21 protein-coding genes are annotated in these 23,501 nt (G+C 36.0%); 20 read left to right on the top strand and 1 reads right to left on the bottom strand.

The features are described from left to right. Positions 1–8: 8 nt before the first annotated feature. The 3 genes from FFM77_RS04565 to FFM77_RS04555 all read left to right on the top strand — a co-directional run bounded on the left by FFM77_RS04565 (position 9) and on the right by FFM77_RS04555 (position 2,768). Positions 9–518 carry a hypothetical protein gene (locus FFM77_RS04565; protein WP_137634573.1) on the top strand — a complete coding sequence of 170 codons (510 nt, stop codon included), beginning with the start codon at positions 9–11 and terminating at the stop codon, positions 516–518. Between the two features lie 759 nt (positions 519–1,277). Next, positions 1,278–2,042, top strand: a complete 765-nt coding sequence (locus FFM77_RS04560) for a YveK family protein (RefSeq protein ID WP_137634572.1) — start codon at positions 1,278–1,280, stop codon at positions 2,040–2,042. Positions 2,043–2,051: 9 nt separating this feature from the next. Then, positions 2,052–2,768 carry a CpsD/CapB family tyrosine-protein kinase gene (locus FFM77_RS04555; protein WP_137634571.1) on the top strand — a complete coding sequence of 239 codons (717 nt, stop codon included), beginning with the start codon at positions 2,052–2,054 and terminating at the stop codon, positions 2,766–2,768. A 146-nt stretch (positions 2,769–2,914) separates the two neighbouring features. On the opposite strand, the gene FFM77_RS04550 is transcribed toward FFM77_RS04555, so the two are convergent. Next, positions 2,915–3,478, bottom strand: a complete 564-nt coding sequence (locus tag FFM77_RS04550; RefSeq protein ID WP_137634570.1) for a tyrosine-type recombinase/integrase — start codon at positions 3,476–3,478, stop codon at positions 2,915–2,917. A gap of 411 nt (positions 3,479–3,889) precedes the next feature. On the opposite strand from FFM77_RS04550, the gene FFM77_RS04545 reads away from it, so the two are divergent. From FFM77_RS04545 to trxA, 17 genes are all read left to right on the top strand, one after another. Beyond that, positions 3,890–4,651, top strand: a complete 762-nt coding sequence (locus tag FFM77_RS04545; protein WP_223876779.1) for a YveK family protein — start codon at positions 3,890–3,892, stop codon at positions 4,649–4,651. Between the two features lie 6 nt (positions 4,652–4,657). Continuing rightward, a complete protein-coding gene (locus FFM77_RS04540; RefSeq protein ID WP_137634568.1) occupies positions 4,658–5,374 on the top strand; it encodes a CpsD/CapB family tyrosine-protein kinase in 717 nt (238 codons plus the stop codon). Next, entirely contained in the window at positions 5,364–6,134 is a 771-nt protein-coding gene (locus FFM77_RS04535; protein WP_137634567.1) for a tyrosine-protein phosphatase, read from the top strand. The genes FFM77_RS04540 and FFM77_RS04535 overlap by 11 nt, the downstream gene beginning before the upstream one ends. A gap of 49 nt (positions 6,135–6,183) precedes the next feature. Beyond that, the gene (locus FFM77_RS04530) at positions 6,184–6,852 is read left to right on the top strand and encodes a sugar transferase (protein ID WP_137634566.1); all 669 of its coding nucleotides are present in this window, start codon (positions 6,184–6,186) and stop codon (positions 6,850–6,852) included. Between the two features lie 10 nt (positions 6,853–6,862). Further along, positions 6,863–7,996, top strand: coding sequence for a glycosyltransferase (locus FFM77_RS04525; protein WP_171001560.1), 1,134 nt, complete (start codon positions 6,863–6,865; stop codon positions 7,994–7,996). Between the two features lie 102 nt (positions 7,997–8,098). Continuing rightward, positions 8,099–9,190: a glycosyltransferase family 2 protein gene (locus FFM77_RS04520; protein ID WP_171001559.1), complete on the top strand. Its 1,092-nt coding sequence runs from the start codon at positions 8,099–8,101 to the stop codon at positions 9,188–9,190. Beyond that, positions 9,187–10,278, top strand: a complete 1,092-nt coding sequence (locus FFM77_RS04515) for a glycosyltransferase family 1 protein (protein WP_137634563.1) — start codon at positions 9,187–9,189, stop codon at positions 10,276–10,278. The genes FFM77_RS04520 and FFM77_RS04515 overlap by 4 nt, the downstream gene beginning before the upstream one ends. Positions 10,279–10,293: 15 nt before the next feature. After that, positions 10,294–11,484 (top strand): hypothetical protein, encoded by a 1,191-nt coding sequence (locus FFM77_RS04510; RefSeq protein WP_137634562.1) that lies wholly within the window; start codon positions 10,294–10,296, stop codon positions 11,482–11,484. 55 nt (positions 11,485–11,539) lie between these two features. Then, entirely contained in the window at positions 11,540–12,436 is an 897-nt protein-coding gene (locus FFM77_RS04505; RefSeq protein ID WP_137634561.1) for a capsular polysaccharide synthesis protein, read from the top strand. After that, complete coding sequence (locus FFM77_RS04500) at positions 12,429–13,688, top strand: glycosyltransferase family 4 protein (protein WP_171001558.1); 1,260 nt, start codon at positions 12,429–12,431, stop codon at positions 13,686–13,688. Before FFM77_RS04505 ends, FFM77_RS04500 begins: the two co-directional genes overlap by 8 nt. After that, positions 13,685–14,815 carry a CDP-glycerol glycerophosphotransferase family protein gene (locus FFM77_RS04495; protein ID WP_137634559.1) on the top strand — a complete coding sequence of 377 codons (1,131 nt, stop codon included), beginning with the start codon at positions 13,685–13,687 and terminating at the stop codon, positions 14,813–14,815. Before FFM77_RS04500 ends, FFM77_RS04495 begins: the two co-directional genes overlap by 4 nt. Positions 14,816–15,383: 568 nt before the next feature. Further along, positions 15,384–16,958, top strand: a complete 1,575-nt coding sequence (locus FFM77_RS04485) for a lipopolysaccharide biosynthesis protein (RefSeq protein ID WP_137634558.1) — start codon at positions 15,384–15,386, stop codon at positions 16,956–16,958. 848 nt (positions 16,959–17,806) lie between these two features. Next, positions 17,807–18,829 carry an acyltransferase gene (locus FFM77_RS04480; protein WP_171001557.1) on the top strand — a complete coding sequence of 341 codons (1,023 nt, stop codon included), beginning with the start codon at positions 17,807–17,809 and terminating at the stop codon, positions 18,827–18,829. 676 nt (positions 18,830–19,505) lie between these two features. Then, positions 19,506–20,003 (top strand): hypothetical protein, encoded by a 498-nt coding sequence (locus tag FFM77_RS04475; RefSeq protein ID WP_137634556.1) that lies wholly within the window; start codon positions 19,506–19,508, stop codon positions 20,001–20,003. Between the two features lie 225 nt (positions 20,004–20,228). Beyond that, positions 20,229–20,480: a cell division protein ZapA gene (gene zapA, locus FFM77_RS04470; protein ID WP_137634555.1), complete on the top strand. Its 252-nt coding sequence runs from the start codon at positions 20,229–20,231 to the stop codon at positions 20,478–20,480. Positions 20,481–20,533: 53 nt separating this feature from the next. Then, positions 20,534–22,900: an endonuclease MutS2 gene (locus FFM77_RS04465; protein WP_137634554.1), complete on the top strand. Its 2,367-nt coding sequence runs from the start codon at positions 20,534–20,536 to the stop codon at positions 22,898–22,900. Between the two features lie 149 nt (positions 22,901–23,049). Next, positions 23,050–23,364 carry a thioredoxin gene (trxA, locus tag FFM77_RS04460; RefSeq protein ID WP_137634553.1) on the top strand — a complete coding sequence of 105 codons (315 nt, stop codon included), beginning with the start codon at positions 23,050–23,052 and terminating at the stop codon, positions 23,362–23,364. The last annotated feature ends 137 nt before the right edge of the window (positions 23,365–23,501 follow it).

Genomic DNA, 23,501 nt, shown 5'->3' with positions numbered 1-23,501 from the left:
ATTTTATGATGAAGAGCAAGCTAATTTTACGGGTTGGATTGATGGCAGCGTTAGTGTTGTTAGTTGGGATGCCAATGACGACAACAAGCGCACAAGCAGCTAGTCACAAGATGACAAGTATACCGAAAGCTTTACGGGGGACTTGGTATTATCGTGATAGTGATCATTATCAACATAAAACAGTCATCGCAAAAAAGACGGTTAAGCTCACGACTTGGTATCGTGGCAAGTCACAAGGTATCACACGGGTTGCGTTAACAACTAATTTTAACAAAGCTAATGCGGTGATTCTTGAACGGCACCAGCATGGTTGGTATACGATGGACTGGACACAAAGTAACATGGCAATGAATTACAAACGTGGCGCTTATAAGGTAAACGGCAAGTCACGGGTGGCTTTGTATACGGGTAGTATTGGGGTTGGCTATGCGCCGAAAAAAGTTAAGTTTAATATGGCGATGCATCAGAAGGCCAAACGGGTTTACACTAAGAAAGTTAGTATTAAAGGGATTCGGTAGTTAATAGCGGCGGGTTATAGACGCGGCTAGTAAAAGTCAGCTTGGAAAGTAGCTATTTTCCAAGCTGACTTTTTTTACGTAATCTGACTTAATTTGATTGATCTGATAGACAATTTAATAGTGATTGATAGTGGCAGGTTGAAATTTATTTTAACCTGCTTTTTAGTGGCTTCAAGCCTGATTAGTTATAAGAACCGAATACAAAAATAGTTTTAGATTATAAAGCAATAGTGAGCTTTGCTATAAAAAATCTATTTTTAAATGTTAAATAAATTTTGAAGTTACCCTTTTTATTGATTGTGCTGTTATAACGAGTTAATAGATTGAATTATGAAAACAGGCGGACTTTGTTTCAAAATTAGTTAAAAGACTTGATACAAAAATATTCATGTTAATTATTTATGTCAACTAACCAGGGTTACTTGAGACACAAAAAAAGTTTATATTTAATCAATTTGGACCAATTTAGGACTTGCACAAATCAATTTTTAAATATAAAAAAACTGCTAAAAGGCTTGAAACTCGCTGATTGACATGGCTTTGAGAATTTGGTTTAGTATAACTTGAAATAAAAAAGTAGACTAGAAATTAATGGTGATTATAGGTGCAAGCAAATTGCTTATTTATTATTTGAAATGTACATACCTGGAAAGAAACTACTAAACGTTTTCTGAAAGTCGTTTTGATTAGTCTGTAGTCACTTTTAAATCAAATAATTTGGTCGGTTGGAACTTACAGTAATTGAGTGGAGCGTGAGTAATGGATCAAGCAGTAAATTTCACTTTCTTTATCAGGTTTGTCCGTAAATATTGGCGGGGGATTCTATTGTGGACTATCGGGGGACTCTTGGTTGCTGGTGGATTGGCTTTTTATGTCGTCACACCTAAGTATAAAGCTAGCGTTCAGATTTTAGTTAGTCGCCATGCGCAGGATGCAGCGACTCAATACGCGACGCAGCAAGCGGATGTCCAGATGATTACGACTTATAAAGAGTTAATTACGAATCAGGTTATTTTAAAGCCGGTCCAAGAAGTTTTGGCGGCTGGGTCTGATTATGATGGAACTTTAGGGCTATTAAAAAAAGAAGTTAGTGTTACGAGTAATCAAAATTCGCAGGTCTTTTCAATTGATGTCTTGGATGCGGACCCACAACGCGGGGCTAAGATTGCTAATCAGATTGCGCAAACTTTTAAAGATCGTGTTAAGGATATTATCAAGGTTAATAATGTCACGATTGTTTCGACGGCGACTCCAGCCCAAAGTGCCGTCTCACCGCGTCGATTAGTGTACTTAGCTGCTGGTCTGTTAATTGGTGGATTATTGGGGTTATTTTATGCGGGTATGCGGGCGTTAACTGACCGATGCATTCATAGTAGTTATGACTTAACCAATGAATTGAAATTGAACAATCTAGGGCAAGTTAATCATCAAACAAAACATTTACACGTTGATAAGCAGCTCAGACACTTACAATCTAAGCAAACTAGCAACCTGGACGTTCATCGAACTCCCAAACGTATTTAGGAGGACCTTATGTTTAAACGAAAGACGAAAAATGCGACGACTGCCATTGATTTAACGACGATTAATGAACCCAGTTCGGTGATTACTGAGCAAATCAAGACCTTGCGAACGAATATTAATTTTGCTTCCACTGACCGTGATTTGAACACTGTTATGGTGACATCAGCAACTTTGGGTGAGGGTAAATCGACTATTAGTGCCAATCTAGCCATTGAGTACGCCAATGAAGGGTTGAAAGTACTACTGGTTGATGCTGATTTACGGCGGCCAACGGTGCATAAAACTTTTGGGATTACTAATCAGAGAGGGCTTAGCTCTTGGTTAGGTCATCAAATTAAGGATATTAATCAGGCTATTCAGCCGGCAGTTGGCAATCTATATGTATTACCTAGTGGTCCAAAGCCACCGAATCCCGCTGAGTTACTGGGTAGTGAACTGATGACGTCGTTCTTAGCCGCAGCTGGTGAAAAGTTTGGCATTGTCATTGTTGATGCACCGCCAATTTTGCCAGTTACGGATTCACAGTTATTAGCAAATAAAGTGGATGGGACGGTCTTGGTTGTTCGTCAAAATATGACGCAAAAAGCCGTTGCTCGTGAAGCAGTCGCGGCTTTGGAACGGTCACATGCGGTCATTTTAGGCGCGGTTTTAAATGATGTTCAAAGCAAACAGTCATCGAATAAATATTATCGATATAGTGGTGGTTATGAATTTAAGTCAGATTAGTTGAATCGGGGAGTATCAGTTTTTAGCTGAATGTAGCTTACATTAGCTACGGTATGATACATAACGCAGTAATTAATTGTAATAAAATGATTTGTCTGTAATAAATTGATTAGCATTATTCAAACAATGGTTGATTAGTTATTAATTTAACTTGAACTTAACCCTAAAGAAAAGTTGGCTAGACTTTTAAGAATGACATCTTGATTGAGTCCTATATAACGTTTGGTGACGGCTTCACTAGAATGGTTGAAGATCATCATTAATGTGGCGATATCGTGGGTTTCTTGGTAATAGTGATAACCAAACGTTTTTCGAAGTGTATGGGTTCCAATGTCCTGGCGATGCATTTTACGCGCAATTGTCTGGAACACTTTATAAATTGCATTGACGCTAAGTGGACGTGTCGTATCTTTTCCGGTAAATAAGTAGTCGGATTCGTTTAAATCGACGATGTAGTTGTTAATTTGAGACCGTAGTTTAGCTAGGAGAACTAGTCGTCGTTTCTTTGTTTTCTTCTCAATAATAACGATCAGGTCATCATTTTTAACTTGACCGACCGTCAAACCTAAAATATCACTCATACGTAGTCCTGTATTTAATCCAATCAAAATCAGTAACTGATTTCTTGCGCCATGAGTACCAGTCATAGCCAGATGTAAAAAAGTGTCTATATCTTGGCTTGTACGTAATGGTTCTACATTGTATTGCATTTAAAATGCCTGCTTTCAAATTTAATGCTAAATAAAGTGATATCAACACTTAAATTTTATATGATATGAAAAGTTTATCAAGAGAAACTAAATTTCTTTAATTTTATTTTAACGCCGATCTCAGTAAAACAAAACGGCACTATTTTGAAAAAAATAATGCCGTTTTATAAATAAATCTATATTCAAACCTACCATGAATGTGATGTTTGTCAATATAGAATCATAAAATTGTTATAGAACTGTCATATTTCGTCCCATTTTATTTGGAGTAAGCCTTTAACTAACAGCAAAATACTTATTATGGAACGATTCTTTTCAAAAAAGTGACATTAATACTTAATATATGTATCAGTTAAATCTGTTAAGTGTCGTTTAAAGAAACTGAGTGGAGCGTGAATGATGGATCAGGCAGTGAGTTTTACTTTTTTTGTTCGATTAGTTCGAAAGTATTGGCGCGGCATCATACTGTGGACCATCGCAGGGGTATTAGTTGCCGGTAGTTTAGCTTTCTTTGTAGTAACGCCGAAGTATAAAGCGAGTGTTCAGATATTAGTCAGTCGCCATAGCGAAAATGCTGCGACTCAGTATGCAACTCAACAGGCGGATGTTCAGATGATCACCACTTATAAGGAATTGATTACGAACCAGGTGATTTTGAAGCCTACCCAGCGAGCTTTAGCTAAACGTAAAGGTTATGACGGTACGTTAGGAATGTTAAAAAACGAGGTTAGTGTTTCTAGTACACAGAATTCGCAAGTCTTTTCCATTGATGTGTTAGATTCCCATCCACGACAGGCTGCGATGATTGCTAATCAAATAGCCCAGACATTTAAAAAGCGAGTAAAAGAAATTATTAAAGTCAATAATGTGACAATTGTATCTGCGGCGGTTCCGGCTACTAATGCTGTTTCACCACGAAAACCAGTTTATTTGGCAGCGGGGCTAGTTGCTGGTTTATTATTGGGCTTTTTCTACGCCAGCATCAGGATGCTAACGGATCGGCGGGTCCATGATAGTGACTTTTTGACGGATGAACTTGGTTTGACGAATCTTGGTCAAGTCAATCATCAGCATCATCATCGGCACCATGATCAGATTGAAAATATACAGACGAGCCAAAATTCACGAAAAAAACGTGAACATCATCATGAGTCAGCTGAAAGGCGGGTGTGATTTCAGATGTTTAAACGAAAAAAGACAACATTAACGGCACCAATTAATTTAACAACAATTAATGATCCAAGTTCTGTCATAACAGAACAGATTAAGACGTTACGAACCAACATCAATTTTGCAGCGACTGACCAAAAGTTAAAAACTTTAATGGTGACGTCAGCAACATTAGGTGAGGGAAAGTCAACGGTTAGTGCAAATTTAGCCGTTGAATATGCTAACGAAGGGTTGAAGGTACTGTTAGTCGATGCCGATTTGCGACGACCAACTGTTCATAAAACGTTTGGTATTTCAAATCAGCGTGGCTTGAGTTCTTGGTTAGGTCACCAGATTCAAGATGTGAATAAGGCGATTCATCCTGCTGTAGGTAATTTGTTTGTGATGCCAAGCGGCCCTAAGCCACCGAATCCGGCCGAGTTACTAGGAAGTAAGTTGATGGGTGCTTTTTTGAAAGCTGCTGGTGAGCAGTTTGGAGTTGTGATTGTTGATGCCCCACCAATCCTGCCAGTAACCGATTCACAGTTATTAGCTAACAAAATTGATGGCACGGTGTTGGTAGTTCGCCAAAATGTTGCGCAAAAAGTGGCAGTTCGTGATGCTGTGGCAGCGTTGAAGCAGGCACATGCTACGATATTGGGAACTGTATTGAATGATGTACAAAGTAAGCATCATCAAAATGGTTATTACGGATATAGTAATGGGTACTACAGTGATGAAAGCTAATTATGTGGATCTGCATTGTCACATCTTACCGGCATTAGATGATGGTTCGGCATCACTAGCGGTGTCATTGGATTTAGCACGCCAAGCGGTTTTGGATGGAATTGGCTATATTTTGGCGACGCCGCATCATCTTGACCGGCATTATGTTAATTCGGCTGAAACAGTTCGACAAGCTGTTTCAGCGTTTCAAGCCGAACTTGATCGTGCACAGATTGATTTAAAAATTTTTCCTGGCCAGGAAGTCCATTTGAATGGTCATTTAATGGATCATTTGGACGATTTATTAGGAATTGATACTGGACGTCGTTATTTATTACTAGAACTACCACATGAAATGGTACCTAGTTATGTTGATGAAGTTATCTTTCAACTATCATGTGAAGGGATTACGCCAGTGATTGCTCACCCGGAGCGAAATGCTCAGATTATCGCTGAGCCTCAGCGTCTATATGAGCTTGTAAAGCAGGGTGCATTAGCGCAAGTAACGGCGACAAGCTTAGTCGGTACTTTTGGTCGGCAAGTTCAACGAACGGCAAAAGAGTTGGTTAAATGCGGTCTCGTACAAGTGGTCGCTTCGGATGCACATCATCTTCCGAAACGTCAATTTGCAATGACGGCTGCTTATCATGAATTAACAAAAATTGATCCAATACTTTCCGAGCAATTTGCGAACAATGCACGGGATTTGTTGAATGGTGGCGACGTTAGTGTGGAGACTATCGAAATGCCACGAAAGAAACGAAAGTTTAGTCTATTTTAAGTTAGTTGGCATATTCAGGTTTAGTTACCAGGTAAAGGATGTTGGGTTAATGGAATACATTAGTTATGACACAAAAAAGATAATTATAGATGAGCATTTACAGCAACAACGAGTTATTTATCATTCATGCAAACGTTGTTTTGATCTCTTTTTTAGTAGTGTTGGATTGGTGTTACTAGCTCCTTTGTTCTTAATTATTTCTTTTGCAATAAAGGTGGAGGATCCAAAAGGTTCAGTTTTTTATTCACAAACACGAATTGGTGAAAATGAGAAACCCTTTAGAATGTTTAAATTTCGATCAATGGTGTCAGATGCAGATGAATTATTGCCGACCTTACTGAAAGAGAATGAAGTCGATGGAGCAATGTTTAAGATCAAGAAAGACCCGCGTGTCACAAAGATTGGAAAGTTCATTAGAAAATATAGTATTGATGAATTACCGCAGTTATTGAATGTTTTTATTGGAAATATGAGTTTAGTTGGTCCAAGACCACCGTTGCCAAGAGAAGTTAAATATTATACGCAATATGACAAGCAACGGCTAGCTGTGAAGCCAGGTTGTACGGGACTGTGGCAGGTTACTATGAGAAATGATGTAGGTTTTCGCGGAATGGTACATTTAGATTTGGAATATATAGTACGGAGTAGTTGGAAATTGGATATATATATAATTTTACGTACTTGTATTGTATTTATGAGACCGAATAGTGCTTATTGAAAGGATAAATATGAGAATAGTTCATGTTGCAGAGTATGCTTCAGGAGGAGTGGCTACGTATTTACGTAACATTGTTGCAAGTCAAATAGAAGACAGCTCAGTCGATGAGATAGTGTTAATAAATTCAAAGAAGAATTCTGAAAAATTAGATTTTAATTCAAACAAATTTCGACATATAACATTTGATTATAGTCGTTCCATTAGCGGTATAATTCGGCTGCTTAAAGTTAGGAAGATAATCGATTCATTAGACCCTGATGTAGTACATTTTCATAGTAGCTTTGCAGGTATAATTAGACTGACATACTTAGTGAAGCTTAGTCATTATAAAGTAGTTTACTGTGCACATGGATGGAGCTTTCTTCAGAAAAACAAATCAAGATTACAGAAAAAAGTGTATGAAGTAATTGAAAGACTGGCCGCGTTAAAGACAGATACTATAATTAATATTTCGAGAAGTGAGCAGCAAGCAGCAGTAGCACATGACTTACCCGAGGATAAAATGGAATTAGTTTACAATACTATTCCAAATAAACGTGAACTATTTCCAATACCTAGCCCCTTTAGTAATCTACCTACAAAGAAGCTATTATTTGTGGGTAGGTTTGATGAGCAAAAAGGACTCAAGTTTCTGTTGAAAAATGTAGATTTTGAAAATTATGGCGTGGAATTAGTAGTGATAGGTTCAAATGTTTTAGAAAGTAGCAAAATAGCATCAAATGTTACTAATGTTACCTTTTTAGGTTGGATAGATAATAAGTATATTGACTCGTATATATCTATTTGCGACGCAGTAATTGTTCCTTCAAAATGGGAAGGATTTGGTCTAGTAGCGGTAGAAGCAATGAAAAATGAAAAAATGGTGATTGCTTCAGATGCAGGTGGCTTATCTGAAATTATTGTTAATAATTATAGTGGTTTAATTTTCAAAGCTGGCTCTCCTCAAAAATTAAATGAAGCAATTGCAAAGTTTGCTGGTATGGGTAACCCTAAAATTAAATTAATGGGGCATCATGGTAAAGATATATTTTCCAGCAAATACAACTTCTCAGAGCTGCATTCACGATTGATGCAGATATACAAGCTTAATCCGGTTGGAAAACGAGATTATACTATAATTAGTAGTGAAAAGTATGAACAATGAATTGGCAATTATCTATTTTGTGAAGAAATGTATAGTTATCGTTGAGTATGATGAAGAATCAAGATGTTTTTGTTATGTGTAAAATCAAGGAGATTTGGGAAAGTGGGATTAAAAGAGAGAGTAAAGATTTCTGTAATAATAACGGCATATAACGATGAGGATACATTAGATGCGTGTATTATGAGCATAGTCAAGCAGAATTATCGAAATGTAGAAGTGATTATTGTTGATGATGGTTCATTGGATAATACCCTTAAAATATGTAAAAGATTTGCTACAAAATACGAATTTATTAATGTGTTTACACAGAATAATCAAGGAGTGTCTGCCTCTAGAAATAGAGGAATTGGTTTAGCGACGGGAGATTATCTTTGTTTTTTAGACGCTGATGATACTTATTTACCTAGCGCGTTTATTACGGCTATGAGATTATCCGAATATGGCCGCTTTGACATCATTATGGGTGGCATTGAAGAAATATTAGGTAGCACAGTAAGAGTTGAAACTGCTGATTTTGGTACGACGAAAAGTTTTGATATATATTCTAATGAAAATCTTTGCCTATTGAAAAGATGGACTCTTGAAAGAAATCCCAACATGTTTCAAGAACTTCCGGCCCCAATATTAATTAATGGGAAAGCAAATATGAATGGATTAAGGATAGGATCAGTATGTTCGAAGTTTTTTAAAAAGAAGCTTTTTGATAATTTGAAATTTGATGAAAAGTTGGGCATGTGTGAAGACTTGGTTTTAGTGTACATGCTATTTAATCAGGTAAACGAAATGATAATATCTGATGAAATTTTTTATCGTTATTATAATAATGATAAATCAGTTACTCATCAAAATTTCAATCCTAGAGCTGTAAAAGACAATCTAGAATTGTCAAAGAGACTTACGTCCTTTAAAAATGATTTTGACGATAGTTTTCATCAATTTGTGGATTTCAAAGTTATCGAATGTTTTTGGAGATCTGTTATTTCTGGAATCGTCGCTAATCCAGAAGCTAATAAATGCAATAAGTATAAGCAAATAAGGAAGCTGCTTAAACAGGATATTTACAGGAGAGCATTTGAGCAAGCTTCATTAATGCTAAAAAACAGAAAACAATTTCTCATTGCATTAACCGGTAAGTTACGGTTGGCAATAGTCTTTTTGATAATTGGCCAAATTTGTGATAGGAGACGAAGATGAAGAGAGTATTGCTGATTGGTATGACAGCTGGTGTTGGTGGGGTAGAGACTTTTATAACGAATATTGTTCATAATATTGATCACAAAAGATTTCAAGTAGATGTATTACTTTTTCAGGATGCTAATATTAAGTATAATTCAATTTTACGAGAGGCGTCACATGTGTATCATGTGAATGCAATAAATAAAAGTCCATTTCGATATTTAAAGGATATAATTTGCCTTTACAGAGATAATGATTATGATGTGGTGCATGTTAATGAGTGTACTGCGAAACTTTTTGTATATTGTTGGCCGGTGATTTTTAAGAGACAAACGAAGCTAATAATACACAGTCACAATGGTAATGGGAAGTTTAGCATTACACATAGATTTCTTGCTCCAATTCAGAATCGGTTTGCCACGGAGTTATGGAGTTGCTCAAAAGAAGCAAGTAGGTGGATGTTTGGTAATGAAAAGTCCAAACCAATAAGAATAGTTAAAAATGGAATTGATATTGATAAGTACTTCTTTTCAAATTGTGTAAGGCTTAAATATCGGAAACGCTTTCACATAAACTCTGATGTATGTGTGATTGGGAGCATAGCAAGGTTTGAGAAGCAAAAAAATCATGAGCGTTTAATACAAATTTTTATGGAATACTTGAAGATATGTCCAGATTCGATATTAATTTTGATTGGAGAGGGAACTTTAAAAGAAAAAGTTATTAGTCAGATTCGAAACTTAAATATAGAAGATAGGGTTATTCTTCTACATAATCGTAACGATATATCTGAATTGCTACAGCTCTTTGATGTATTATTAATGCCCTCACTATATGAAGGACTCCCATTTGTTGCCCTAGAGGCACAGGCGGTTGGACTACCCGTTCTTGCTTCAGATACAGTAGATAAAATGAGTAATATTACTGGCAATATGATTTTTCATTCATTAAGCGCAAGTAACTTGGTGTGGGCGAAAATTTTATGGAGAACTTTTACGCATAGTAAAGTTAGGGAAAAACGTGAAGATATAATAGCTGCATTTCAAGTAAATGGATATTCAATAAAATCCACTATAAAACAGATAGAAAAAATGTATGGTAATTAGGAGGAAGAGGTTGTCATGGATGTAGTATTAGCAGCAATACTGTTTGGTGGCCTTTTTTTTTCATTCACAACAGCTGCAAATTTCAGAAGAGTATTTATTTTTATTTTAGTTTTGTGCTTAGGCATACTTGGAATGGCATATGATCCAATCACTTCACATTTGCTAAATCAAGGTTATACGGACTTGTTCAGAATTTTTAATGAACTTGATGTGTTTAGAAAATACGGTTGGTCCATACAGCCAGGCTATTATGATTCAACATTATTTACGACTAATTATAATCCTATAATCGTTGCAAAATTATATATGTACGTTTTTGCAACGGTAACAAGTAATAATCATTTGTTAGTGTTAGCCAATGTGTTATTGACTAATGGGGCGATAGCTGTAGGTATTTCTTTAGTTGGAAAGAGAATGCAGATAAGCAACTTTGTTTCAACTTCAATATTTGTCTTTTTTGTGATTATCAATGATTATTCTCGAGTGATAGCGAATATTCGAATGCCACTAGCCATTGCACTGTTTATACTTGTCTGGTGTGTTGAGGTATACAAGGGGAAGCTTGAAATGTGGATGTTCCCAGCATATTTTTTGATTTGCTTATTACACAATGGAATGTTTATTTACTTATGTATAAAAATTTTGGTAACTGTGATTCCAAAAAAGATTGCTAATTTTTTCATACCAGTCATGTTGTTTAGTTCCATGCTGGTAAACCCAGTTATTTTTTTATTAACGAAGTTTAGTGGTGTGGGCTCGATTATTAGTGGTGTCTTAGAAAAGGTAAATCTATATTCTACAAGTCAAGATGTAGGAATGAGTGCAATTATAGCAAATAAAGAGATGGTAATTATAGACTTGATTAGGATCTTATATTTTGCTTTGCTAATTTATTGGGCAAATGGAATAATTCAAAAGAAGCCGAGAATAAAGGAAAGTTTGCCAGTGGAAAAACTTTTAGTATTCGGAAAGCTATTAATTGCATTTTCGCTTGGCTCGCTTTGGTCATTTAATATTTTTAATCGAAGTGTTTTGTTTATGTTGTTTGTGGTACCAATAGTATTATTAGTAATCTCAAAGTCCAATAAACTACATGTTTTATCCATAAAACGAGTAAATCTATTTGTGTTTGCAAATTGGATCATGGCAATTGTAAGCTTGATTTACTATTTTGGTGGTCACACATATCAACAACTGAATTTTTAATTGTCGATTCTAATATTTGAATAAATAACATCATATAGCTTGAGGAGGTCTATTGGTGAAAAAGTATACATTTCATGAGTTTTTAAGGAAAGCATTAATTTATGCCTATTGTGCGCCGTTAATGCTAGATCGAGATGAGAAAAATAAATTGTGGCGTAGGAAGTATCGGACTAGTTTAAAACGATATACACTTGATTTATCAAAAGTACATGAGAATAAAGTCAATTCATCGGAAGAATACGTGTTTACTTGTTGGTTTCAGGGTTATGATCAAGCACCAGCGATTGTGAAAAAATGTATTGATTCGATACGTAGGTGTTTTCCAAATAAAGATGTTGTAGTGATTACTAAGAAAAATATGGGTAAGTATATAGACATTCCAGACTACATCTTAGCAAAATGGAAGAGCGGTGCAATGGGAGATGCCCATTTTTCTGATATTTTAAGAATTTTATTGTTATACAAATTTGGTGGATGGTGGCTTGATGCGACTGTTATGATTTTTGATCAAGTACCAGAATTTATCAGTGATACGTCTTTATTTTTGTTCAAAAGTTCATTCTTGGATGATTCAATTCCAAGTATATCTAGTTGGTTGATCTTTGTAAAAAAATCGCAGCATCCATTTATTGGCGGTATACGGGATTCATTATTAAACTATTGGAGAGCTAATGATAAAAACCCGGATTATTATCTATTCCATGATTTTGTAACTGTTTTAGCTGATACCCCTGCATACAAGGAGTATTGGGATGGCATTCCCTATTACAGTAATGTTGGTCCACACATATTACAACATGAGTTATTTCAACCATATAAGTATAAAAGGTTTACGCAGATAATTAATGTTTCTAGTATTCAAAAATTAACGTATAAGCTAGATGGTTGTGATATTAATGATAAACGTACGAATTTATACCATATATTGAATGGAGATAGTAAATATGGATAGTTTGATCATCTTAACAGCAGATTCTAATGGTGGATATCCTGTTCCAGCGGTTCGAGGTGGGGCAGTGTCAACCTTGGTTGAGCACCTTATCGACGATAACGAAAATAGACAATGTTTTAAAATTGAACTTGTATCGCTATACAATAAAAAAGCTAAGATGAAAGCGCAAAAGTATCAAAATACAGTTTTTCAATGGATAAAAGTACCTGTAGAGATTAAATGGTTAGATAAATTATTTTTCAATATTGTAAGAGCTTTTTTCCCTTCTAAAAAATCGATATCATATAGGAGTGTTTTTTCGTTACTGTTCTATGTAGTTAAAGCAAGGAAAAAAATAAAGCACACTAGCGCAACGGTATTAGTTGAAAACAATATCATACTATCGTGGGCATTAAAAGGGTTGTTTAAATCAAAATCGAGAAAATATTTTTATCATCTACATAATGTACCGAGAGTGAATGGTTATGCTAGAAAGATATTGAATTCCGCAAGTGGATACTTATGTGTAAGTAATTATGTTGCAGAGCAGATAGAAGACAATAAAAACCCTATTGGACCGATACCAAAAGACAAAGTAAAAATTTTGAGAAACTGTATAGATTCTGCAGTTTTTAATATAAATACAGTTGATGTAAAAATAGAAGAAATCAAATCTAGGTATGGAATTAAAGATGACGATCAAGTCATATTATTTTCGGGAAGAATTTCTATTGAAAAAGGTGTAGATCAACTATTAAAAGCTATGCAAATAATATCTCACAGCAAAAAATTCAAAATACTCGTTGTTGGTAGTTATATACATGGTGAAAAAAGTAAAAATACTGAGTTTGAAACATCTTTAAAAAAGTTAAACAATGGCCTTAAAAATGCAGTGATTTTTACTGGTTATATTGATCAACTGGAATTGAAATATTACTATCAAATTGCGAGGTTAACTGTACTACCCTCCATGTGGGAAGAGCCTGCTGGTCTCACTATGCTAGAGTCAATGGCGTGTGGTACACCAGTGATTACAACTGATGCCGGTGGGATTCCAGAGTATGTTGGTGATTGTGCAATAGTACTGGAGCGTGACAAGAGATTACCGGAGCATATTGCAAATTCTATTCTAAGACTGATTGATGATGATGAATTGTACGAATGGTATGTAAATAATGGCCTAAATTTGATTAGCAGTTCATATAATCAAGATGGATATGCAGTGAGATTGTTGACTTTGTTGAATAAAATAGATGTGGAGAATTTAAATTGAATTTAAAGCAATGTATTAAGCCACTTTTAACATTAGTTATACGGTTTTTGGGATTATTACCTATTCAAAATAAAATCCTTTTTTCAGCTTTTTCGGCGCGAGTATATGGAGATAATCCAAAGTATATAGCTGAAGAGGTATTGAGTCATAAGTTAAAGGTAAAATGTATTTTTGTTGTTCGCAATCCTGAGAATACACATGTTCCAAATGGTATTAAACTTGTTAAATATAATAGTTTTCGATATCTGTATGAACTAGCAACTTCAAAAGTATGGGTAGACAATACTAGAAAGCAAGATTTTGTAGTTAAACGTAAAAACCAGATATATATACAAACTTGGCATGGATCGATTGCGTTTAAAAAGATAGAAAAAGATATTGAATCATATTTAAGTAAAACATATCTCCATACAGCACAGAATGATTCGAAGATGATTGATTTTTTATTAGTTAATTGTAAATTTGCACAGGTTGTTTATCAGAGTGCTTTTTGGAATCCCCAAAAAATTGTTGTGACTGGCTCACCAAGATTAGACCAATTGGTGAGAAAAAACCCACTGTTAGCAAATAGCGCACTGGATCGATTGGGGTTGGACTCAACTAAGAAATATATTTTATATGCACCAACTTTTAGAGACAACGGAGATACTCAAGTATATAACATTGATTTTCAAAAGATAGTTAAGGCGGCTGAAGTGCGGTTTGGTGGGAAGTGGCAAGTAGTATTAAAGTTACATCCCAATATCGAAAAGGAGAAAGTTGTTGTATCTGATAGTGTAATTGATGCTTCCAAATACCCTGATATTATGGAACTGTATGCGCTTTGTTCAATTTTAATTACTGATTATTCTTCAACAATGTTTGATTTTGCCTTAACTGGTAAGCCTGTATTTTTGTATGTTCCAGATTTAGAGGAGTATTTATTGAATAGACCGACATATTTTAAAATGGATGAGTTACCATTCAGTAGTAATAAAGATTTACAAGGATTAAGTTTAAATATAAAGAATTTTGATGATCAAAGATACAAACAGTTAATTAAACAATTTTACAAAAAGCTAAATATTTTAGAGGATGGATTTGCAAGTAATAGGGTTGTGGATATTATGAGAAAGTATATTTTTTGAATTTAATCATCTAGTACGTGTCTTCAAATTATTTTGTGAGTAAAAATATAGTCGCAATTTGAACAAATGCTAAAAACGACGACGCTAACTTATCAAAACGCGTCGCAATATGTCTAAAATGCTTTAATTTATTGAAATAACACCCGATTAAATGGCGTTCTTTATAGAGCTACTAGTCAGTTTCCCAAGGATTCTTAGTGTTGGCCTTAGGTGGGATTGTGTAACTACCGCCATTTTCTTCAAGATGTAAACTGACTTACAATTACCGTAGCGTTTTTTTAAACCTCGTCGTGGCATGACACTATATAAATATGGTTCGAGATACGCTTGTTAGGGTGACCAGCATGTCTTTTAGTAAAGCAATGCTTAATTTGAAATCGTTGTTCGTCAGTCAACTCGTTGAAATAGGCTGTGATGACTATCAACTTTTTAAACTTATGATAAAAGGATTGGTAGTGTTTGAGCTATCCATATGATTTGAAGACACCTTAGTACAATAAATACTTTAGTGTATAATCGGCTGATTTGTTAGTAAAATTTAGGGCTGTTAGACATGTGAGGAAATAAAATGAAGAATGAATCGAATCGGACGAAAGCGGCTTCTTTGAACGCTGTAACGATATTGGTAACGCAAATTTTGAGCTTGTTGTTAAGATTTGGTGTTCAAACGGCGTTTATTCATGAGTTATCTCAAAATTATCTTGGGTTGAATGGATTATTTTCTAACATAATTAGTTTTTTAAGCTTTGCCGATTTGGGAATTGGCACGGCAATCACGGTTGCATTATACGAACCTATCGCAGATAGAAATATTAAAAAACTCCGTGTACTAATTAATTTCTACCGTAAAACGTATCTAATTATAATATTGGTTGTTTTTATAATTGGTTTGGGAATTTCACCTTGGATTTATCTTTTTATAAAGAAACCTGTGTTTTCCAATTTTCAGTTGACTAGTTGGTTCTTACTATATTTGTTAAGTACTTTAGCAACGTACTTTAGTGCTAATAAAAGATCATTTCTGATGGCTACTCAGCAAGGGTATTTAAACTCTTTGAACGATTTTGTCTTTAAGGCTGTTCAACAAACGTTACAAATATTAGTGCTTGTATTTTTTCATTCATTTCTATGGTTTTTAATTTTACAAGTTGGTGTAGCAATTCTTGGAAATTGGCAAATTTCTAAAGTGGCTGATAGTAGATATCCTAATGTATTCCTTAAAAACAATTTAATATGGAAGAATCATTTAGACTCTGTAACTATGAAGTCAATCAAACACAATGTGGTTGGTGCAATTTCCAGTAAAGTAGGAAGTATTATTGTGTTCGGAACAGATAACTTGATATTATCTACTTTTGTTGGTCTTATGGCCGTTGCAAAATATTCAAATTATATGTTAATTGTACAAAGTATTAGTAGTGTCTTTTCTCAGGTAATGGGTTCTATAGTTGGTAGTATTGGTAATCTGCATGTTACTGCTCCAAAGGAAAGACAAAAAGCGGTTTTATACCAGTTATTGTATATGAATATGTTGATTAATTTATTTGTTTCCGTCGGTTTATCATTTGCAATCAATGGATTTATAAGTGTCTGGGCAGGTAATGATTATTTATTATCAACTAATATAACGATCGGAATTGTATTAAATTACTCGATAACTCAGTCTCGATATGCTGCTCAATGTTTCATTTCAGGTATGGGGTTATATTGGTCTCTTAGATGGAAGTCATTAATTGAAGCCGCAATTAATCTATTTTTATCATTATTTTTTGTACAAGTTCTCAATTTTGGAATTATGGGTGTTATTTTGGGAACTCTAGGGAGTAATATTTTAGTTAATATTATTTGGGAACCATATATTGTTTTTTATGATGGTGGATTGGGATCACCTAAAATGTATCTTTTTAAGTATACGTGTTATGAAATCTATATAATTGTTGTAATAGTTGTATTATCCATTATCTCACCATTGATGATTCATGCTGGACTTGTTAAGTTGTTCTTCTATACCGTAATAGTTGAAATTGTTAGTATAACTATTTTTATGCTGTTAACTTTAGGATTGCCAGAATTTCATTATTTCTTTAATGTATGTCAAAACTTCTACTGTAAAGTCAAAAGCAAGTTATTGCGAAAGATATGATACTAGCTAAAAAAAGAAATTTAAAAATAAAATAACTGAGTAAGGGATGTTACTGACTTGTGGATTCCTGATCTGCTTGAATTTGTTAATTTGTTCAGCCAAACGGGGGCTATTTTTAGTTCCATGGGGGTGTCTTTTCAATCATTTTTTAAAAGGAATTTGAGTTTTTTAAAAGAAATGGTGTGGAACAAGCGATGAATTCCAGATTAGATACATTACTCAGGAAACTTGATTTGTTGTCTTGTTGGTATGTATCAGATAAAAATAAGTCAAGTATTGATTATAAACAAGTAGGAGCCCGCTATTGTAAAAAGAAAGCAATCATTGATTCTGAGTCCAACGTTTGATAATCGCATCGTGCCGAAACTGATGTAATCGACGTGCTGTCGATGATTTTATAAGTCAATCTATGAACAAATTTTTTCAAGATCCAGAGTCGAATTAGTTTCAATGTCTCTTTCAGCTGATACAACGACAGTTTTCTGGAATTGAGAAAAAGCCCGAAGCCACTACTAATTTGTAAAAGTGAAACTCGGAGGACTCTCGTTGTTCAATTTAAGTCAACTTACAAGCTAAAATGACGAGATTACTAGCCTTCAGCTCATGATAGTTACGATGATATCGGAACTTTTAAGGCAGCTTTATGTATATGCATTGATGATTGGCAAGAATTTCATGGTAGAGACTTGAACTGGATTGTATCTTGCATACTTTAGGCTCGAATTCACTATATACTTAGTCCATGCGCGACATACTATATGGATACTGTGTAGATTTAATGGTCACCCTTCTAGCAAAATAAACGCTGTTGATTAAAAAACATCTTCTGAAATGAGATGGATTTAAACATGAGTGAAATTAGCCATAATAGGAATTATGGAATAGACTTAGCACGAGTGTTATCAATGCTGATGGTAGTGATTTTGCATAATTTATTGAATGGGGGAGTTCTGAGCCTATCTAGTACGGGTGGTAATAACCTTTTCTTTTGGTTTATCGAAAATTTAACGATTGTAGCTGTAAATATGTTTGCAATGATCACTGGATATCTAATGATAAATCGTAAATTTCATTTAAAGAAAATTTTTGGATTATGGATAGTTGTTTGGTTTTGGTCAGTTGTAACATCATTGGTGACGATGCTAGTGCTTCATGCATTTGAAATAAAATATATGGTAAAATCTATTTTCCCAGTTGTCTTTGGGCAGTATTGGTATTTTAATGCATACTTAGTACTATTTTTATTAATTCCTTTTTTAAACGCAGGTTTCAATCTAATTGATAGAGATTTAAAAAATAAGTTAGTCGCTGGACTATTGATATTATTTGTAACAGTTGGATTTATAAACAATTTATTCTTAGAAAAGGGATATTCAGCTCTTTGGTTGTTAATGATGTACTTAATTGGTGGCACAATTAAACAGAATGACACAAAAATTATTTTCAATAGTTCTGTGTGGTTGTGGACTATATACATTTTAGGCGCTGTGATATCTTTAGTTGGAGAGTATTTATCTATAGTAAAGTTTGGACATGTTGAATATTGGATTAACTATAATTCACCGATTGTAGCAACACAATCCATTTCATTATTTTTAGCGTTAAGTAAATTGAATATAAAAGCTGAATTTGCAAGAAATTTTTTAAAAAAGATTGCGCCATTTACTTTTGCAGTTTATTTAATTGATGCTAATCCATATTTCTTTAATCATATAATATATCAAAACTTTTCTTTTATTAGAAATCTAAATATAGTTAGCGGCACTTTTTCATTATTAGGATGCTCTGTTGCTATGTTTAGTATTTTTATTATGCTTGATTTTTTCAGAATTAAATTGTTTAATTTAGTCCTAAATTTTAAAAATAGGTGAATTTGGTTTATTATTTGTCAAGAGTATGGTTGAAAGTTCTCTTTCCAGCTCTTGGTGCATATCATTACAAGTACGTTCAGTAAAAGTATCTTAGCTCTAAGCGTATCAAAATAGCTACGTCGCAAACATGGTGTGTTTAATAAATTTAATCTTCGTGTTTTTTACCTGCATTTGTTTCATTGGAATACTTTTGAGATATAATCGAGTTCTGTATTAATGGGTAGTCTTGTTTAATGTCCATGCAGTTTTTGTCAACCTCAGAGTTGTTTGAACTGTTTTCGGCCAAGTGTCCAGGCTTTTTAAATGGTAGTTTTCAGACAAAATAACGAAATAGAAGAAGAGGCTTAAAGTAACCTTGGGCAACTAGACGGTTATAAATGAGTCGATTGCTATATCCTAATTTGTTCAAGGCCCTTAGCTCTGGTGCAATGGTAGTAGAGCATGGTTAACTTGTCTTTTTTGTGTGAGGATGAAGACTATCGTTTAAATTTTTTTACAGTACATGGATCTAGGCTAAATAATCGATTAATTTGAGCGAATGAATAGTAATTCTGGCTAGCTTTGATGACTTTATAGACATATAATTTGGTAGTAAAATATATCTAGGAATCCTGCCGTTATGTATTTTAGTAACGGCAGTGGCTGAGTTTAAATAAATGGAATGGAAGCTGTACAAATGAAACGATTTAAACGTTTTGGAATTATGTCGGTACTAGCATTACTAGTTGTGTTATTCGGATTGTCGATGACTGATCTGAATGTCCATGCGGGTGAAGAAAATATAAATGTCACCAAACGGACTAAAACACCTAAAAAATTAATGGGTACTTGGCAGTTTAAGCACTATTATTCGGCCAAGGACTTGGGAACAAAGCATGGTAGTATGGTAACTTGGCGAGTGAAGTTGACCCGGAGTGGTAAAGGATCATACTACAAACACTGGTCTGGTACCAAAAAGCATCCATATCAGCATCTCTTTGATAAGCAGCATTTTAACAAAGTCTATCATACGAAATATAAAGGTCAATATGCGTTTACACCGTCAAAGCACTATCGAAAAAATGATGGCAATGGTCAAGTCGGATATGCTCAAATTGAGACGATGAAGCATCATCGTGGTCAGCTATACTTTAGTATCCATATGGAAGGCCTCGACTATAAGCGGATGAAGTAGGGAACTTAGCAAATTAAGCTTGCTAATCCTTTTTGGCAGTTAGAAAAATCGATTTAAATCATGATAGTCAACCTGTTCAGTAACCGATATATGGTAACTGGGCGGGCTTTTTTTGTTAAAAATTATTTTTAGCAGCTCAAAATCGACACATCGTCCCCAAAAGTCGCATAAACCCCGCCAACATGCTAAAATATTAACTGTTATCGAAAAAGGAGCTGAAGACTTATGACAGCCAGTAAACGCCGATTCAAGGCGACCATTGACGGCCATGCATATACGATTATCGGCAGTGCGTCCGATCAACATATGCAGACCGTGACTGAAATGATGAATACGCAAATTAAACAGTTAAGAAAACTATCACCAGATCTAACGAATGAGCAGATTGCCATTTTACTTGCATTCAATGCCATTTCTGATCAGGTGGATAAGCAAGCGGAGTTATTAAAAATGCAAGCAGATGATGCTGAAGCTTAGCGACAGCATCTTTTTTTACGGCTTGCGAACACGATGCAACTAGGAGGGTTAAGTTGAATCCAAAAGTTTTAAAAACATTAGAATACCAGCAAGTTAAGCAGCAGTTGGCACCTTACTTAGTGTCAGCGGCTGGTCAAAAAGAATTAAGTGAGCTGCAACCGATGAGTGACGTGGCAGCGGTCCAATTAGCATTAGATGAAACCAATGATGGGGCCGAAGTCTACCGATTAAAGGGGGGCATTCCGATTGCCCGGTTAGCCGATATTGCACCGCATATGAAGCGACTAGCAATTGGGGCGACTTTAAATGGGAGTGAATTAGGGCAAGTTGGGCGTGTTTTAAAGACCACCCGTGCAATTGTCCGGTTCTTTGATGACCTTTTAGAAGACTCACCGGAGAACGGCATTCGTCACTTGTTCGATGAAGTTCAGGAACTAGTCACGTTGCCAGAAGTGACTAAGCGACTGGCAACGGCGATTGAAGGCGATGGGCACATCACCGATGACGCGTCACCAGAACTCAGCAGCATTCGGAGCCATATCAGCAAGACCGAGGGTGAGATTCGCTCGAAGATGGAACAATACACCCGTGGTAAGGATGCGAAGTATTTAAGTGATCCGATTATTACCATTAGAAATGATCGGTATGTGATTCCGGTCAAGGCTGAGAATCGCAGTCGTTTTGGCGGCATCGTGCATGACCAAAGTGCGAGTGGGCAGACGTTATTCATTGAACCGCAAGCCGTAATGGCGTTAAATGACCGCTTACGGCAGAATCAAGTCGCCGAAAAAGCCGAAGAACAACGTATCTTGGAAGAATTATCAAACTTGATTTCACCATATCAAGATGAGATTATGCAAAATGCGGCGATCTTAGGTCATTTTGACTTCATCAACGCCAAAGCGCGGTATGCCCATGATATGAAGGCAACCGAGCCAGCTGTATCGACGGAGAATCAGGTTTATTTACGGCAAGCACGCCATCCTTTAATTGATCAAAAAAAAGTCGTTGCGAATGACATTACGTTAGGCACGGACTATCAGGCGATTGTGATTACGGGGCCCAACACTGGTGGAAAGACCATCACGTTAAAGACGTTAGGCTTACTGCAATTAATGGGCCAATCTGGGTTGTTTATTCCGGTGGATGAAGGTAGTCGGATCGGCATTTATCATGAGATTTTTGCCGATATCGGTGATGAACAATCAATCGAGCAAAACTTGAGTACTTTTTCTTCCCATATGGAAAACATTGAAAGCTTCTTGAAGCAAATTGATGCACACAGCTTAGTGTTAGTCGATGAACTTGGCGCTGGGACCGATCCGCAAGAAGGGGCTGCGCTAGCGATTGCCATCTTGGATGCAATCGGGTCACACGGCAGTCAAGTGGTCGCCACGACCCATTACCCAGAACTGAAAGCGTATGGGTTCAATCGGCCAGATACGATTAATGCCAGCATGGAGTTTGATGAGCAGACCTTAAAGCCAACGTATCGCTTATTGGTCGGGATTCCGGGGCGTAGTAATGCGTTAGATATTGCGCAACGTCTAGGAATTCCCGTTGAAATCGTAGATCAAGCGCGGTCACTGACCGATACTGATAGTCAGGACTTGAATGCGATGATTGCGGACTTAGTGGCTAAGCGGAAGCAAGTCGAAGACGAACAACTGCATTTAACGGCGGAAGTGGCTGATTCGGACAAGTTGCACAAGCAATTGAAGAGTGAATTCAATGCCTATCAACAATGTAAGGATCAATTGATTGAAGATGCCAAAGTACAAGCTAATGCAATTGTTGAGAAGAGTAAGACGAAGGCCGATGCCATTATTAGTGATTTGCGGAAGAAGCAATTAGCTAGCGGGACGGTTAATGTTAAAGAAAATGAATTGATTGATGCCAAGGGCGCGTTAAATGCCCTTGAACAACAACCTAAGCTCAAGAAAAACCGCGTTTTGCGGCATGAAAAGGCCAAACAAGATTTCCATACGGGTGACGATGTGCTCGTCAAATCATATGGACAACGCGGGGTCCTGATGCAGCAAATGGGTAAAGATACTTGGGAAGTTCAGTTGGGTATCTTGAAGATGAAGATTGAAACCAGTGACATGGAACGGGTTAAGCCTGAAGCGGAACCGAAACAGGCTCGCGCCGTGGTCAAGAGTGCCAACGCCAGCCATGTTTCGCCTAATTTGGATTTGCGTGGGGTCCGTTATGAAGACGCCATGATGCAAGTTGATCGTTACATTGACGCAGCCTTATTGGCAGGCTATTCATCGGTTACTATCGTGCATGGTAAAGGTACCGGGGCATTACGTGAAGGGATTACCAACTACTTGCAGACGAATCGGCAAGTCAAAGACTTTCACTTTGCGGCGCCGAACCATGGTGGTAATGGGGCGACAGAAGTGACGTTCAAGTAGCTTAGCGTTTTGCTGGTCGTGAGTGTCGTTTCACGTTAAACTTAAGGTAATAAATCGGTAATCGATTGTGAACAAATTGTTTGTGCTTTGGTCATTTACTGATATACTTACTATAAGTAAATGGATAAAATTTAAGGAGGCCGATCAAAATGGTCGTAGCAACTACTGATAAGACTTTTGAAAGCGATACTGCTAAAGGGGTCACGTTAACTGATTTCTGGGCAACTTGGTGTGGTCCATGTCGGATGCAATCACCTGTCGTTGAACAACTAGATGGTGAAATGGGTGACCAAGTCACTTTCAACAAGATGGACGTCGATGCTAACCCTGAAACTGCCAGCAACTTTGGTATTATGAGTATCCCAACTTTATTAGTTAAAAAAGACGGCGAAGTGGTTGATACTTTGGTTGGTTATCATTCCAAAGAACAAATTAAAAAGACCTTAGATCAATATTTAGCTTAAATTGATTGTAGGATGAAAACACGGCCGCTTAAAACGGTCGTGTTTTTTTCATAACTAAAATAGGCTCTTTGTCAACGGCTGTTGATGAATGATCCTATGAGAAACCAATTCATTTTCGAATTGGTTTCTTTTTTGTA

Source organism: Lactiplantibacillus songbeiensis (genome assembly GCF_005405125.1).
GTDB lineage: Bacteria > Bacillota > Bacilli > Lactobacillales > Lactobacillaceae > Lactiplantibacillus > Lactiplantibacillus songbeiensis.
Note: the sequence above shows the minus strand (reverse complement) of the source record. Positions and strands in the feature narration are given on the sequence as shown.